Genomic DNA, 15,828 nt, shown 5'->3' on the forward strand with positions numbered 1-15,828 from the left:
CTCATTTTAGAAGGACTAAACCTGTTACCTTACATTATGTACGTATTGTGCCAAAATTATCACTTTACCTCATCATGACCATAAACGTAATCACATTATAAAGCGCTGGTGCAACCAAAGCGAAAGCTAAACATACCACTGCAGCCCATTTTGTGTTCTTAATACCACGATCATCGCCTGTCTTTAGATGATGAAAATAAGTTAATGTGAAATAAAAGCATAAAATCATAAACAAGGGGAAAATGAGTTGTTGAGCAAAGCCATGTAGAAATGTAGCCATTGAAGAAACCTCCTATTAATATCCTCTTTACATAAATATTGTAATATACCAACTCTATTTCTACCATAAAAAAAGCAGGATCCTCCACTCTGATCCTGCTCCAAATTATTTAGATGAATCTTTTTAACAATGATTCATAGAGACCCACCATTAACAATCCAATTACTATTGGAATGAGGGATGTAAAACTGAAATAAAAGCCTACATCCTGATATTGTCCCGTAAAGTGAAATTGTAGCCAAGACACCTCATATGTTTCTCCTACCCCATACAAGAAAATAGTGGTAAATAAAAATAATGCCAGACATTTTAGTCCTTGCGCTTTTTTCATAGTATCACCTCATTGTACAACGGTCATTTGTTGCGCATAGCTTAAAAGATCCTCAACTGTTAATTCTGGATTTTGTCCAACCATACTATATTGGTAGCCGTTTTCTTGCCAAGCAAGGGAACGGAAATTTTCACCATCCATAACAGCGCCTTTTTGTCCTCGAATATCTATTTCTTTTTCATTTAGAATGGGACCAATATCTGCAACACTCGCATCTGCTTTAAAAATCGTAACAAAAAAAGCTAACTCTCCATCTAAGCTATAATCAAACGAGTATTCTGGTCGATCCTCTATCCCTTTAACCATGGATATATTATCTAACGTAAGGCCATTTACTTCTGGCACTAATAAAAACTTTTCAAGCTGCTGCTTTACGTCGCCCAATGAGATGGATTCTGAAGTGTCCTGTCCGTTAATTTCCTGAATCATTACATCCTTTGGTAGATCTAGTATAAATTGTTGATCATCGATTTTTTCATCAAAATTGATCTTTGAATATTCGGTAATCATTTGATTGCCTGCATTATTTGACTCCATTTTTAACGTCAACCAAGTTTTTTTGTCAATCCAAGCTTCCATATCGCCAAATAACGATTCCGTATTCTTCGTTTTTGCGACGATTTTATAGGTATCTCTACCTGCAACCTTCTCTTCTCCTGCTATCTTAATATCATGCGTATCTTTAACCATATTAAAAATAAGCTGTACCTGATCTTTAGGTGATTGCAAGCTGTCTAATTCAGGTTGGGAATAATCCATTGTGTAGGCTGTCTTTTCAGTGACATCATAGCTAATCACTTTAGCATCATTTTTGACTGTGATAACATGTTCACCATTATCGCCTGTCATTTCTATCCGTCTATTGCTATCCTTTACCCATTCCTTCACTTGAGCTTTACCACCTAGCTCTCCCATATCTAACGTATATTCGCCATAATAAGTGAGTGGCTCTTTCGATTCTTGAAGGGCTTGGTCGATAATTTCCTGAGGTGTATAAGTTGCCTCTGAATTACAGCCCACCAAGCTAAATGTCATAACAGCAATTAAGCCTGCTGCTCGGCAAGATCTTTTCCAATTCATCATTCATTTACTCCTTTATAAGGTGGTAGCCAGCAAATTACCGCTGTTCCAATATTCTCTCTAGAAAGCAGTTCGACAGTACCCCCATGTTTTTCAATAATTTGTTTTGTAATATTTAAGCCTAGTCCTGTTCCTCGTTCACCAGCCTTTGATCTCGCATAATCTGCTTGATACATGGGCTCAAATAATTTTACAATGTCCTGTTGTGGTATGCCTCTTCCGTGATTTTGCACAATTATATACATACCTTCTTGCTTGTTTAAAGTAGACTTCAAGAAATCAAAGCCCCATTCGGGATCATTTCCAACATTGACTGCCGCTAAGCCGATTGTTGTCCCCTTTTCCCCATAACGCCAGGCATTGCTCAATAAATTATCAATGACACGCTGAAGTTGTTTAGGGTGCACAGCATAGAGCCCATCCACAGCACAGAAGACTTTTAATGTAAATCCTTCTTCCTCACATAACGGTTCATAGTCAGACAAGGCCATGTCAAAAAATTCTTCTCCATCCACAGCAATGAGCTCTAATGTATAGTTCGTTGATTGAAGTAAGGTAAACATCATTAAATCCTCTAGCATATGCTTCATCCGATCTGCCTTCGTAACGATGACCTGCTGATATTCTGCCTCCTGCTGTTCTGATAAGCCTTTATTTTGTAAAGATTCCGCATAGGCTTGGATGGCTGTAAGGGGTGTTTTCAAATCATGGGAAATACTTGCAATCATCATTTCTTTTTGCTGTTGTTCCGCTTTTAAGGAAGCCCGAGTCTTTTCAATTTCAACCTGCATCGCCTCAAATGTTTTGGCGAGTGCCCCAATCTCATCTTTTCTTACGCTTAGAGTTGATGTAACATGCTGACCTTTCGCAAAATGACGCATGTGCTGCATCAGTTCACCTAATGGCCGATTCAGTTTCCGATGAAGCAACAAGATGACAGTTAAATAAATGATAAGAAACAACAGGATCGTGCTTACGATGACAAGCCATGAACGCTTTTCTACACCCTTTACCCAATCTGTTCGTATTAATTGAATTTCATAGATGCCAAGCAAATCACCTTTTAGATATACAGGCTCCTTGTATGTAAAGGCGTTGTATGCTTGCTGTAAATCATATAAACCATTTAACATGCGCTCTTTCCCTACATAGCCCGTTAGCAAAGGGTTGGAGGAATATAAAACATAGCCAGATTTCGTATAGAGGGTAATCGCCAGCTGCTCATTGGTAAGTTCCTCAACCTCTTTTAGATTGGCATTTTTTTGATAAAGCATTGGATTGTCAACGACATCTTTTACCTGATTTAGCTCTGTCCACTTGTCAAAGTACTCCGCCACATTTTTGTCTTGGTAATAAGCATTAATCCACACATAAAGGCTATAAGCTCCTACTATGGGTAATACCATTACAATAAAAAACATAATCAGTAACCACGCTTTTATTTTCATAATGGTTCACCAATAAAACGGTAGCCCTTACCCCACACAGTTTGAATGAAATTTGGATTTTTCACAGAATCCTTGAGCTTTTCTCGCAGTGCCTTGATATGCACTGTGACAGTATGAGTGTCCTCTAACGTTGCTTGCTGCCAAATATGCTGATACAGTTCCTCTTTTGTAAAGGTTTGACTCGGGTTTTTAGCTAGCAGCCTAACAAGAGCAAACTCCTTTTGAGTTAATGCAATTTCTTGCTGATAAACATTTACTATTTCTCGTTGCCAATCTATTGTTAAGCCATTCGCATAGGCAGTATGCTCTTCTATCACGTCTTGCTTGCGGTAGCGTCGCCAGCGTCTAAGATGAGAGGCAACCCGTGCCTTTAATTCTTCTAAGCTAAATGGTTTAGCGAGATAATCGTCTGCCCCCTGCAAGCCCTCCACCTTATCCGCATCTTCCTTGCGGGCACTCATCATTAGGATCGGCACATCACTCTCCCAACGGATATTTTGACAAACCGTTAGTCCATCCATTTCTGGCAGCATCCAATCCACTAGTACTAACTCGAAAGGTTGCGTTTGAAAATCTGCCAGTCCCTCAAGGCCCGTAGTAGCCCATGTCACACAATAGCCCTCCTGCTCCAGCGTATCCTTCACAATGCGCCCAATCGCTATATCATCCTCAATCAGTAGTAACTTTTCCTTCATCATTTTCCTCCTGCATTCACCTTACTACGGAAAAAACGATTTTCTCCGAACTTTACACTTTCTTTATAATTACCTTAGAGCGAAACTGCTCTTTACACAAGGGGAGGAGGCTACCGATTTCATCGAAGCAGTTTTCTTCCTGCCTGGGCTATCCGCCACTTTGCTGGTTCTATCCGCTACATCCTTTATTTTTATCCCATTAAAAAAAGGAATGCACTGTGATTGTGCATTCCTTAGCGAACTAGAAAAATAAACTTAGAATATAGTAAATCAATGCTGCCATGACAGCAGAGATTGGCATCGTGATGACCCATGTTGTAACGATTTTACGTGCCATCCCCCATTTAACGCCTTTAACACGGTGTGCTGTTCCGACACCCATGATGGATGAAGAAATTACATGTGTTGTAGAAACTGGTAAATGGATTAATGTGGCACCAAAGATAATCGATGCAGAAGCTAAGTCTGCCGCTACCCCATTTACTGGGCGGATTTTCATGATTTTACCGCCAACCGTTTTGATAATTTTATAGCCTCCGACAGATGTACCAAGACCCATCGCAGTTGCTGCAGCAAAACGTACCCAGAAAGGAATATCATCTCCTTGGTGTAGGCCGCCGGCGATTAGCGCCAAGGTAATAATCCCCATTGCCTTCTGCGCATCATTTGTCCCGTGTGTAAAGGATTGTAAGGCTGCTGTCCCTATTTGCATTGTACGGAAGCCTTTATTCGTTCGATATAAATTCATATCTTTGAATATGACTTTTAATAATGTCATCATCAGGAAACCAGCTGCGAACGCTAGTAATGGTGAAAAAATAAGTGCTTGAAGAATTTTAATAAACCCAGCATAGTTCAAAATATCAAATCCTGCTGCGGCAATAGCTGCCCCTGCAACAGAACCTATTAATGTATGAGAAGAACTTGATGGAATCCCAAAATACCATGTTAGTAAATTCCATGTAATGGCAGATAATAAGGCTGCTAAAATAACAACAGAACCTGTAATATCGCCATCATAGGCATTTAAAGAAAATGGGTCCACAATATCTTTTGTTAAGGCTTTGGCTACCCCAACGAATGTAATCGCTCCGACGAAGTTCATTACCGCTGCCATATATACCGCAGTACGTGGCTTTAAGGCACGGGTAGATACAGAAGTAGCAATCGCATTTGCTGTATCGTGGAAGCCGTTAATAAAGTCGAACACAAGTGCGAAAATAACGACTAATATGGTGATTAATAAGATCGTATCCATTTCGTACACTCCATCTTATGCATTACGCATAATTATTGTTTCAATTGTGTTTGCTACTGTTTGACAGCTGTCCGCAATGTCTTCAAATTGCTCATAAATATCCTTGAAAACAATCAAACGCATTGGATCTTTTTCTTGGATGAATAATTGCTTCATTGAAGAACGGAAAATTTCATCACATTCACGTTCATTGTCCTTAATTTGAATAGCATGTTTACGCATTTCCACAAGCTTTTTACTATTTAACAGTTCCATGGCTTGTACCATTTCATCTGTACTCTTCGCAATATATGTGAGGAATTGGCGCATTGGCTCTGTTACTTCTGTTAGATTGTACATATTGAAGTGCGCAATACAGCCTTCCATTCCATCAATTACATCATCTAATTTATTGGCTAATGCTAAAATATCTTCACGCTCAATTGGCGTCATAAAAGATTTATTCAGCATAACAATTAGCTCATGGATTAATTTATCGCCACTTGTTTCGTATTGCTTCATTGTATCTGCAATTTCTTTTAGCGCATCTATATCTTGAATACGGGCATTATGTGCATAATAGATACCCTCATTCACGTTTTTCGCGATTTTTAATAGTGACTGAAAAAATGGATCTTGCTTATTTGAGTTGAACATCCTGTTCCTCCTGTTGAAAAAATATTGTCAATTTCTGAACCATCATAACAAAACATTTACACAATTCTACAAAATTTTAAACACTAAGATGTTGATTTTACAAAACTGTAATATAAAATTTGCCACATTTATTTTTAAGCTATTTCGCAAGTTGTAAACGTTGGAAATCAAATATTAAAAATCACTATTTTTTCTTTAAAAATGACCATTTTTTCTTTTATTTTTATAAAAATACTTGAAATAAACTTTTTTCTTCTTATTTGTTTGTCTTGTGAAATGTTAAGGAATTGTAAACGAAATTTACATGAAAAAGCTGGAATTTCATTGTTATTTTTTGACTTCCGCAGTACGCTATGTTAAAACACGATGATGAAAGATGGGTGCTTACATATGGATATTGATTTATTTTCACTTACTATATTATTACTACTTGCTTTTATCGCCTCTTTTTTAAATGCCATTGTCGGAGGTGGTGGGCTTATCTCCTTACCTGCATTAATGGCTGTTGGTTTACCTCCAAGTACAGCCATTGCCACAAATAAACTGGCCAATACGATTAGTAATGGGACAAGTATGCTAACTTTTTTACGTGCAGGTAAAGTAGATATCAAGAAAATCGGAAAAATCCTCCCCTTTATCTTTGTAGGATCTTTACTCGGTGCCTTTACTGTCCATCTTGTATCCCCCGCTATTTTAAAACCACTTATGCTTGTTATGCTCGTCCTTGTAGCTGCTTATACCATGTTTAAAAAAGATTGGGGAGAGCAATATCAAGAGCGTGTACTTAGTACAGCCAAACATTTAGCCTATATAGGTGCATTTGCCGCTATTGGCTTTTACGATGGCTTTTTTGGACCAGGTACGGGTTCATTTTTTATTTTTATTCTATTAATGATGGGCTATGATTTTCTCCAAGCTGCTGGTAATGCGAAAGCTTTTAATTTCACCTCAAATTTAGCAGCATTAATCATGTTTTTAGTTTTAGGAGAAGTTCATTTTTTCTATGGTTTTTCGATGGGCTTTGTCATGATCTTTGGGGCAATCCTTGGATCCAAATTTGCGCTGAAGCGTGGAACGAGCATGATGCGTGTCATCTTTATTGTCATGACATGTTTATTGATTTTGAAAAATGCCTGGGATTATTTCTTTCATTGAGACCGCCAATTTTCAGTCAATTGACAAAAAATATTAGCGTGCTATAATACTTTTGGGCTTCACCGCATTGAAGCGCAGAAGTATTTATTAGGAGGATTCATATGTTTCGAATAGAAGCAAAGAGTAACCCTCGATTTCTTGAGGCAAGCTTTATCACTATTTTAATTATCGCCATAATGGCTTATAGTATTGGCTATTTAAAGGCTACGCCGCATATCCCGATTTTTCTTGTGATTGCCATTTTACTGGCTTATGGATTACTGAAAAAAGTACCCTTTCGCGATCTTGAGGGTGGTATGATTGCTGGTGCTAGCGCTGGACTTGGCGCCGTTTTTATTTTCTTTTTTATTGGCATTTTAATTTCCAGCTGGATTATGGGTGGAACAATCCCAACCCTAATCTATTATGGCTTTTTAACTGTGTCGCCAAACTTTTTCTTTGCTATTGTGTTTTTAATTTGTAGTATCGTTGGTATTTCAATTGGAAGCTCGCTGACAACTGTCGCGACGGTTGGTGTAGCATTTATGGGCATTGCCGGAGCTATGGATATTTCGCTGACCATTACAGCTGGAGCGATTGTTTCTGGGGCCTTCTTTGGTGATAAAATGTCTCCATTATCCGATACAACCAATCTTGCTTCTGGTACAGTTGGTGTAGACCTTTTTGAGCATATTAAAAATATGGGATGGACAACCATCCCTGCTTTTCTTATCTCCTTTGTGCTCTATGCTATTATCTCCCCAACAGGAGCTGCTACATCCTTTGAGACAGTGGAGCAATTTAAAGGGGGTTTACTGTCTACAGGACTTATTCATTGGTATACATTATTGCCAATTGTTGTTCTCGTAATCATGACTTTTTACAAGGCACCTGCAGTCATTACATTGGCTGTTGTGTCCATTATTGGAGTAGGTCTTGGCTCTTTACTTGACCCAGTTCCCGCTTCAGATGTCTTCAAAATTCTGTTTGATGGCTATGTCTCTCAAACTGGTAATAAAGAGGTAGATGCCTTGCTCACTCGTGGTGGGATGAATAGTATGCTATTTACAATCGCGCTTGTCTTACTTGCTTTAACAATGGGTGGCCTTTTATTCACACTAGGCATTATTCAAAGCATTTTAGCGAAGGTCGAAAGCTTATTTAAAAGTGCTGGCTCTGTTATTACGGGTGCTGCCATCACGGGCATCGGTGTCAACACATTGATCGGTGAACAGTACTTATCCATTCTATTAACTGGTGAGGCATTTAAAGCACAATTTGCAAAGGTTGGCCTTGCACCAAAAAACCTTTCACGCGTCATGGAGGATGCAGGTACGGTCGTCAACCCACTTGTGCCTTGGAGTGTTTGTGGTATTTTTATCGCAAGTGTCCTCGGTATTTCCACATTGGATTACCTACCGTTCACCTTCTTCTGTTTACTTGGACCAATTCTTACGATCTTGTTTGGCTGGAGTGGCAAAACATTAACAAAGCTTTAACCATAACAAAAGGTAGCTGAAAAAACATCAGCTACCTTTTTATTTTACTCAACATTTTTATGGACATCATTTTTTCAAATCATTGAGAAATCCCATTTCTCCTTTGATAAAATTTTTTCCTACCTTGACTATGCGTAAATCCCTTATCGAATCGGAAATTTGATAGTGTGTAAAGCTAGCTGTTGGAGAGAAAGCTATCATTCCAATTTGGAATCAAAATTCATGATTTTTCGCATTTCTGTTGGATGACCTCCTTTGCTATGCTCTACTAAAGGAGATGAAAAATGATGACAACAAAAACAAAATGGAATGCTCATTTATATGATGAAAAGCATGATTTCGTGTCAAAATTGGGTACAAGCTTAATCGATCTACTAGCGCCACAAAAAAATGAATATATTTTAGATGTGGGTTGTGGTACAGGAGATTTGGCTAATGACATATCAGCACTTGGAGCTTCTGTGCTCGGAGTAGATGCGTCGGCTACGATGATTTTAGCTGCTCAGCAAAAATATCCTGCCATAAATTTTCAAACGATAGAAGCTACAGCGATGCACTTTTCTCAGCAATTTGATGCCGTTTTCTCCAATGCCGCACTTCATTGGATGAAGGAGCCTGATGTAGTTATTGAAAATGTCTATGGTGCACTAAAGAGCGGTGGACGCTTTGTAGCTGAAATGGGTGGACAAGGCAATATTGCATCCATCGTTTGGGCCCTGCAAAAAAGTATGGAATCTTTACAATTTCCCTATATCGACCACTATTTCCCTTGGTATTTTCCAAGCGTCGAGGAATATCAATCAAAATTAGAAAATGTAGGCTTTCAGGTCGAGAATATCACACTCTATAAACGCCCTACACCACTTCAAGGGCAGGATGGGCTTCGCAACTGGTTGGTCATGTTTAGTGAAAATCTTCTACAGCACTTAAAGGTTGATGAGAAAGAGCAGGTTTATGCGACATGTGAGGAATTATTAAAGCCAACTTGTTTCCAACAGAATGAATGGGTCATTGATTATTATCGTCTGCGCTTTATTGCTCGTAAAAAATAGATTACAAAAGGTTACTATTCTGTTGTAGTAACCTTTTTTCAATGCTAAGAGCGAGGCAGCAATATTACAATGACGCCTATTAAGCATATCCCTGCGCCAATAAAGTCTAAATGATCGGGCTTTTTGCCATCAATGCCCCACCCCCATAAAATAGACAACACGATGAATACCCCACCATAGGCTGCATAAACTCTGCCAAAGGTAGGGAAGGACTGGAATGTTGCAACAACGCCGTACAGAGCAAGTGCAATACCGCCCATAATGCCCCAATAAAAAGGTTTACCCTCTCGTAACCAAAGCCAAATTAAATAGCCCCCACCTATTTCACCAATTCCCGCAAGAATAAATAATAATATAGCGATCATACTGTATCTCTCTTTCTCATTTTCACTCTATTATACATGTCTTACATACTCCAATATGTAATGGTGTCCGTTATTCCGATTAAAATTAATAGGATACCTGCTGTTAGTTGAATAGCTCTTCCCATTTTCATACTTTTTCGTAGGATAATACGCTTGGCATCAAAGACATAGATCAACAGAAGCATGATGATGAGCGGTACAGCGGTCGCTACGCCAAAAATACTAGGTAGAAGCAACCCATAGGAAGTGCTCGCCACAAGGGGCATTAACCATACAAAAAATAGAACAAACATAGTGGGACAAAAGGAAATAGAAAAACTAGCACCCATTAAGAACGAGCCAAATTTCCCCTCTTTTACTACAGGCGGCAGCAGCGATGTGAAGCGTTGTAGAAAGGTTAATTTGAATAAACCGATTAGCACCAGCCCTGTTAGCAGCATCATCGGCCCAATAGCCTGACGAAAGATCGGAAAATAAACGGTCATCTTTGTTTCAAATGATTGCCCAAAAAGCCAAGCACAAAAGCCAAGCACACTAAAAACAACCACTTTCCCCCCAATAAAAAACACAATTTCGTGCCAATTACCGCTCTTTTGAAGTGTTCGATTGCCGTAAAATGTAATGGCACTCATATTTCCTGTTAACTGACATGGAGCAAAGGCGCCTATCAAGCCAAGAAGAATAGCCATCATCATGGCAGAATGCTCATAGCCTTGTACAAATTGCGTAAGAGGCTCACTAATAAACTGACTTATGCTAGACAACAAACTATACATATAAACACCCTCTATCTATCATTTATACTAAAATAGTATAAAGGTACATTATGAATAAACAGTGCAGAAAACGGCTTTACCCATACACGCTTTTACACGCTACTAAAAAATCATCATAATCAGCCGAGACATACTTTGCAAGCAAGTAAGTATTCGATACAATATGAGAAAATTCTTTTACTGAATAGCTATACAGAAGATTTTGCTGACAATCTGGTTCAATTACACTCTTAGGCAGTAAGGCAATACCAAGACCATGCTTGACGAAATGCTTGATCACCTCTGTTTGATTAATATGCATTGTTTGATGGCTAGTAAATTGCTGTAGCACCTGTTGTACTTCCTGCCAATAGGGCGCATATTCATGTGTGAGAAGCGTTTCCTGCTGTAAAAGGGTGAAAGCATCATATTCCTTTTTAGCAATAGGAGCAATTAAATGCAATGCTTCTTGTGCGAGCATCACTGTGTGAAGCTCACGAGTTGAGGTTAATTTGGATAAGCCCATATCGATTACACCAGTAAATACCGCTTCCCCAATTTCATTGGATTTTAAAAGCTCTATCACTATCTGAGTAGAGGGCTTTCGATGCTGAAATGCTGTAATAATAGCTGGTAATGTTGAATTCGCTATTTGCGGAGCAACGCCAATCGTAAGCTTAGCGGTGTAGCCTTTTACGAAGGAATCCATTTGTTGTAGCCCTTCATCTAAAGCGGACAGGATTTTTTGTGCCTGCAGACGAAAATAAGCACCCTGCTGATTTAACGTCACCTGTTTGCTCTGTCGATTAAATAATGGGGTTTGCAATGCCCTTTCTAAATGTTGGATATGCTTCGTTACAGTCGATTGTGTAATAAATCGTTTTTCAGCTGTTTCTCGAAAGTTTTCAGTTTGTGCTGCCACTATAAATGTGCGTAGCCACTCTGTCTCCATCGCCATCCCTCTTTCGTTTTCAACTAGTATAACGAAAAATTTGTAAGTCTTGAAACCTTTTTTCAACATAAGCGTATGTATAGCTAACGATGTCAGTAGGAGGAATGAAAGATGTCTTTTTTTCATAAAGCATTAGCAAGTATTGGTATAGGTTCAGCGACAGTGGATACAAGATTGGAGAAGGATACTTATCGTGCTGGAGAGGTCATGCAGGGGGAAATCATTGTACGTGGCGGTCAAGTTGAGCAACAGGTCGACACGATTTACCTATCCGTCAATACGACGTATATCCGTGAGTCGAATGATCACAAACATACAGAGGTTGCCGCACTGCAGAAGGTTAAAGTAACAGAGCCTTTCACACTGGGCGCGGGCGAGGAAAAAATCTTCCCTATTTCACTAACATTGCCATTTGAAACACCAATTAGTGCAGGTAAAACACAGGTATGGATTCAAACGGGCCTTGATATTAAAAATGCGGTCGATCCGAGTGATAAGGATTATATTCGTGTCGAGCCAACAGCATTAGCAGGTCATATATTAGATGCGATTCGTGGATTAGGTTTCCGTTTACGTGAAGCTGAATGTGAACAAGCTCCTTCACGCTTCCGCGGCTACTATCCATTTGTCCAGGAATTTGAATTTGTACCCACTGGACAATATAGAGGCCATTTAGATGAGCTTGAATTAGTTTTCCTTTCTCAATCCAACCATTCTGCAGAGATTTTCATGCAAATTGATCGCAAAGTAAAGGGCATTGGTAGCTTTTTTGCTGAAGCATTAGATATGGATGAAAGCTATGTTCGCACAACGGTTACGATGCATGACCTACCGACACTGCAAGCAAAGCTTCAGCAAATCATTTCAAAGCATGCCTAATGAACTAAAAAGTAGTTGAAGCCTTACTTCAGCTACTTTTTTTATGATCAAATAGGAGGGGTGAAAAGGATGATGATGAAAGCGGCATTATTTGATTTAGACGGAACATTATTAAATAGAGATGCATCTGTCGAACTCTTCATTGAGCAGCAATATGAGCGGTTAAAGGAGGTACTAGGCTCCATTCCAAAAGAACAATATATAACTCGTTTTATCCAATTAGATAAGCGGGGCTACGTTTGGAAGGACCATGTCTATCAGCAATTAGTAGAAGAATTTCAACTTGTTCCTATTACGTGGGAAGAACTTCTTCAAGATTACCTAAACGAATTTAAATATAGCTGTGTCCCTTTTCCTAACCTTATCCCTATGCTAGAACAATTGAAAAAGGATCAGTTGGCTTTAGGCATAATTACGAATGGCTATGGGCATTTTCAGATGGACACTATAAAGGCATTAGCCATTGAACATTATTTTGATGTCATTTTCGTTTCTGAATGGGCAGGAATGAAAAAACCCGATCCTCAACTGTTTTTAAATGCCATCGAAAAGCTAAATGTCCTTCCTCATGAATGCGTTTTTATCGGCGACCATCCTGTGAATGATGTCAAAGGTGCTCAACATGTGGGAATGAAGGGCATTTGGAAAAAAGATAAACAATGGCAACATGTTCAAGCGGATGCCATCGTGGAGGATTTATTAGAAATACCGATATTCATTGACTCTTTCAGCCCATCATGCTAAAAAAACCCATCTACCAATAAGTAGATGGGTTTTTGTTCTATCTTATGTCACAGCTTGCTTTACTTTTTCTAGCACCTCTTCAGCTGTCGCTAGCTGTAATGCCTCTGTTGCTAAAGCCTGCATCTCTGGGACAGATAATTGCTTTAGCAAGGCCCTCGTTTTTAAAATAGACGTAGCACTCATGGAGAACTCATCTAAGCCTAGGCCTAGCAATAGTGGAACAGCATGCTCATCGCCAGCCATTTCTCCACACATTCCTACCCATTTTTGTTCTTGATGGGCAGCTTTAATGACCATTTGAATTAAACGTAATATGGCTGGGTTATAGGGTTGATATAAATAAGAAACTTTTTCATTCATCCGATCTGCCGCCATTGTATATTGAATTAAATCATTTGTGCCGATGGAGAAGAAATCCACTTCTTTGGCAAAAGTATCTGCCATTACGGCTGTCGAGGGAATTTCAACCATCATCCCGACCTCGATGGAAGAGCCTACTGCAATCCCTCCAGCTATCATCTTTTCCTTTTCCTCAAGCAAAATGGCTTTAGCCGCACGAAATTCTTGAATGGTCGCTATCATAGGGAACATAATTTTTAAGTTTCCATAGACAGATGCTCGCAGTAGTGCTCGCAATTGTGTGCGGAATAACTCCTGCTGGTCAAGACATAGACGAATGGCACGGTGACCAAGGAATGGATTCATTTCTTCTTGCAAAGGTAAATATGGCAGGTGCTTGTCGCCACCAATATCGAGTGTTCGAATAACAACTGGCTTGCCCTTCATTCCTTCCAAGACTGTTTTATACGCTGTAAATTGTTCTTCCTCAGAGGGTAAATTTTCTCTGCCCATATATAAAAACTCTGTTCGATATAAGCCAATTCCCTCTGCTCCATGACGCAATACACCATCCAAATCATTTGGCGATCCAATATTAGCCGCTAGCTCAACATGCACGCCATCTTTAGAAACGGTTTGCTCATTCACTAAAGTAGACCATTCCGCCTGCTGTACCCGATATTTTTGTGCCTTTTCCTGATAGTCTGCAATCACATCGGCACTTGGATTCACTAGGACTTGACCCGTCAAACCGTCAACAATTATAGTATCGCCATCCTGAATTGTTGTCGTAGCAACCCCTGCCCCTACGACTGCTGGGATTTCTAAGCTACGAGCCATGATGGCCGAATGGGATGTACGCCCACCAATATCGGTAATAAAACCGAGAACATAGTTGCGATCTAATTGGGCTGTCTCTGAAGGTGTCAAATCATTCGCTACGATAATTACCTGTTTGTTCATATTGCTTGGATTTGGAATATGTACTCCGAGTAAATGTGCTAATATGCGATTTGTCACATCTTTAATATCTGATGCACGGGCACTCATGTATTCGTCATCCATACCTTCAAATAATGCCACAAACATATTGCTTACTTCATGCAATGCATACTCCGCATTTACCGCTTCGTCTGCAATTTTTTGATTGATAGGCCCAATTAATTCGGGATCATGAACCACTAATAAATGTGCCTCAAAAATTGCGGCTTCTTCTGCACTAAATTTTTCGAATGTTTGCTGTCGAATGACAATCAGTTCTTGCTCTGCTTTGGCAAGAGCGGCTGCTAAACGTTTCTGCTCTGCCTCGATATCATGAACAGTTGTTTTAGCGAATGTTAAATCTGGTTGGACGAAACGATATGCTTTCGCAATGGCAATGCCGTCTGAAGCGGCAATACCAGTGAGTCGTGTCATTGTGCAAGCCCCATTTCCGTGATGAGTGTCGTTAGTGCTGCTAATGCTTGCTCTTCGTCTTCCCCCTCTACAACAAGTGTAAATTGTGAATCTTGCTTTAAGGCTAATCCCATCACACCTAAGATTGATTTCAAGTTAGCTGCTTTTTCTTCTGTGCGTATTTCTATAGATGAAGAAAATGGTGTTGCTTTTGCCACAAGCTGGCTCGCTGGTCGTGCATGAATACCTAAAGGATCGACTACTGTAAATTGTTGTGTTTTCATAATTTATTCTCCTCTTCTTGTAAGTCTGTTAAAACCATTACATTTGGATGTTTTGATAAAGCAGTTGCAGGTACGTCTTCTGTATAATCAGATGCCAGTAAACGCTCTAACACCTCACGCTTAGCTTCTCCCACTGCGAGTAACAAAATGCATTTTGCCCGCATAATCGATTGAATACCCATCGTGTATGCCTGTGTTGGCACTTCGTCAATGGATGAAAAGAAACGCGCGTTAGCTTGACGAGTAGATTCCTCGAGTGTTACAAGATGTGTTAAAGAAGCAAATGACGTACCAGGCTCATTGAAGCCGATATGACCATTTTGACCGATACCAAGCAGTTGGAAATCTAAGGGATATTGTTGCAGTAATCCTTCATAGCGAGCTGTTTCCACTAAAGGATCTACTGCTAATCCATCTGGTAAATACGATGCTAAAAATGGTTTTTGGTTCAATAAATGTTTGTTCATATAATAGGCGTAGCTTTGCTGATGAGTTGCCTCAAGCCCAACATACTCATCCAAATTAAAGCTAATACAATGTGAAAAATCAATATCTGTTTTACAGATTTTAGCATATAGTGGTTCCATTGTTCCACCAGTAGCTAACCCGAACGTTGTGGCGCCATTATTTTTGGCTTCAACGATGGTCGCTACTGCATGTGAATATAAATCATCCATTGAGGAAAATCTTTTTACTTTCACC

General features: G+C 39.5%; 18 protein-coding genes. 5 read left to right on the plus strand and 13 right to left on the minus strand.

Going from position 1 to position 15,828, the window contains the following annotated elements; genetic code table 11:
* Window positions 1-64 precede the first annotated feature (64 nt).
* The 7 genes from QH639_RS13280 to QH639_RS13310 all read right to left on the minus strand — a co-directional run bounded on the left by QH639_RS13280 (window position 65) and on the right by QH639_RS13310 (window position 5,728).
* Complete coding sequence (locus QH639_RS13280; RefSeq protein WP_048390387.1) at window positions 65-280, minus strand: hypothetical protein; 216 nt, start codon at window positions 278-280, stop codon at window positions 65-67.
* A 109-nt stretch (window positions 281-389) separates the two neighbouring features.
* Window positions 390-611, minus strand: a complete 222-nt coding sequence (locus QH639_RS13285) for a hypothetical protein (protein ID WP_221683140.1) — start codon at window positions 609-611, stop codon at window positions 390-392.
* Between the two features lie 9 nt (window positions 612-620).
* Window positions 621-1,694 (minus strand): LolA family protein, encoded by a 1,074-nt coding sequence (locus QH639_RS13290; protein ID WP_281114639.1) that lies wholly within the window; start codon window positions 1,692-1,694, stop codon window positions 621-623.
* The gene (locus tag QH639_RS13295; protein ID WP_281114640.1) at window positions 1,691-3,139 is read right to left on the minus strand and encodes a HAMP domain-containing sensor histidine kinase; all 1,449 of its coding nucleotides are present in this window, start codon (window positions 3,137-3,139) and stop codon (window positions 1,691-1,693) included. The genes QH639_RS13290 and QH639_RS13295 overlap by 4 nt, the downstream gene beginning before the upstream one ends.
* Window positions 3,136-3,834 (minus strand): response regulator transcription factor, encoded by a 699-nt coding sequence (locus tag QH639_RS13300; RefSeq protein WP_281116199.1) that lies wholly within the window; start codon window positions 3,832-3,834, stop codon window positions 3,136-3,138. The genes QH639_RS13295 and QH639_RS13300 overlap by 4 nt, the downstream gene beginning before the upstream one ends.
* Window positions 3,835-4,075: 241 nt before the next feature.
* A complete protein-coding gene (locus QH639_RS13305) occupies window positions 4,076-5,092 on the minus strand; it encodes an inorganic phosphate transporter (RefSeq protein WP_004229076.1) in 1,017 nt (338 codons plus the stop codon).
* A 15-nt stretch (window positions 5,093-5,107) separates the two neighbouring features.
* Window positions 5,108-5,728 carry a DUF47 domain-containing protein gene (locus QH639_RS13310; protein ID WP_004229078.1) on the minus strand — a complete coding sequence of 207 codons (621 nt, stop codon included), beginning with the start codon at window positions 5,726-5,728 and terminating at the stop codon, window positions 5,108-5,110.
* A gap of 390 nt (window positions 5,729-6,118) precedes the next feature.
* Here QH639_RS13310 and QH639_RS13315 point away from each other — a divergent pair, with 390 nt between their 5' ends.
* The 3 genes from QH639_RS13315 to QH639_RS13325 all read left to right on the plus strand — a co-directional run bounded on the left by QH639_RS13315 (window position 6,119) and on the right by QH639_RS13325 (window position 9,413).
* Window positions 6,119-6,883, plus strand: a complete 765-nt coding sequence (locus QH639_RS13315) for a sulfite exporter TauE/SafE family protein (RefSeq protein WP_237900350.1) — start codon at window positions 6,119-6,121, stop codon at window positions 6,881-6,883.
* Between the two features lie 101 nt (window positions 6,884-6,984).
* Window positions 6,985-8,361, plus strand: a complete 1,377-nt coding sequence (nhaC, locus tag QH639_RS13320) for a Na+/H+ antiporter NhaC (RefSeq protein WP_281114641.1) — start codon at window positions 6,985-6,987, stop codon at window positions 8,359-8,361.
* Window positions 8,362-8,645: 284 nt separating this feature from the next.
* A complete protein-coding gene (locus QH639_RS13325; RefSeq protein ID WP_281114642.1) occupies window positions 8,646-9,413 on the plus strand; it encodes a class I SAM-dependent methyltransferase in 768 nt (255 codons plus the stop codon).
* A 44-nt stretch (window positions 9,414-9,457) separates the two neighbouring features.
* Here QH639_RS13325 and QH639_RS13330 read toward each other — a convergent pair whose 3' ends face one another.
* From QH639_RS13330 to QH639_RS13340, 3 genes are all read right to left on the minus strand, one after another.
* Window positions 9,458-9,778, minus strand: a complete 321-nt coding sequence (locus QH639_RS13330) for a YnfA family protein (RefSeq protein ID WP_281114643.1) — start codon at window positions 9,776-9,778, stop codon at window positions 9,458-9,460.
* A gap of 41 nt (window positions 9,779-9,819) precedes the next feature.
* A complete protein-coding gene (locus QH639_RS13335; RefSeq protein WP_281114644.1) occupies window positions 9,820-10,554 on the minus strand; it encodes an urease accessory protein UreH domain-containing protein in 735 nt (244 codons plus the stop codon).
* Window positions 10,555-10,630: 76 nt separating this feature from the next.
* Complete coding sequence (locus QH639_RS13340; RefSeq protein ID WP_281114645.1) at window positions 10,631-11,485, minus strand: LysR family transcriptional regulator; 855 nt, start codon at window positions 11,483-11,485, stop codon at window positions 10,631-10,633.
* Between the two features lie 111 nt (window positions 11,486-11,596).
* Between QH639_RS13340 and QH639_RS13345 the strand changes: the two genes are divergently transcribed.
* Together QH639_RS13345 and QH639_RS13350 are read left to right on the plus strand one after the other, a co-directional pair.
* Complete coding sequence (locus QH639_RS13345) at window positions 11,597-12,364, plus strand: sporulation protein (protein ID WP_054550900.1); 768 nt, start codon at window positions 11,597-11,599, stop codon at window positions 12,362-12,364.
* Between the two features lie 72 nt (window positions 12,365-12,436).
* Window positions 12,437-13,108, plus strand: coding sequence for an HAD family hydrolase (locus tag QH639_RS13350; protein ID WP_237900944.1), 672 nt, complete (start codon window positions 12,437-12,439; stop codon window positions 13,106-13,108).
* Between the two features lie 42 nt (window positions 13,109-13,150).
* Here the strand turns inward: QH639_RS13350 and ptsP are convergent, their stop codons facing one another.
* From ptsP to QH639_RS13365, 3 genes are read right to left on the minus strand one after another with little or no spacing between them, the layout of a single operon-like run.
* Entirely contained in the window at window positions 13,151-14,863 is a 1,713-nt protein-coding gene (gene ptsP, locus QH639_RS13355; protein WP_281114646.1) for a phosphoenolpyruvate--protein phosphotransferase, read from the minus strand.
* Window positions 14,860-15,126 (minus strand): HPr family phosphocarrier protein, encoded by a 267-nt coding sequence (locus QH639_RS13360; RefSeq protein WP_281114647.1) that lies wholly within the window; start codon window positions 15,124-15,126, stop codon window positions 14,860-14,862. Before QH639_RS13360 ends, ptsP begins: the two co-directional genes overlap by 4 nt.
* A complete protein-coding gene (locus QH639_RS13365; RefSeq protein WP_237900336.1) occupies window positions 15,123-15,827 on the minus strand; it encodes a glucosamine-6-phosphate deaminase in 705 nt (234 codons plus the stop codon). The genes QH639_RS13360 and QH639_RS13365 overlap by 4 nt, the downstream gene beginning before the upstream one ends.
* Window position 15,828: the final 1 nt, after the last annotated feature.

This window comes from Lysinibacillus sp. 1 U-2021, from assembly GCF_029916965.1.
GTDB lineage: Bacteria > Bacillota > Bacilli > Bacillales_A > Planococcaceae > Lysinibacillus > Lysinibacillus capsici.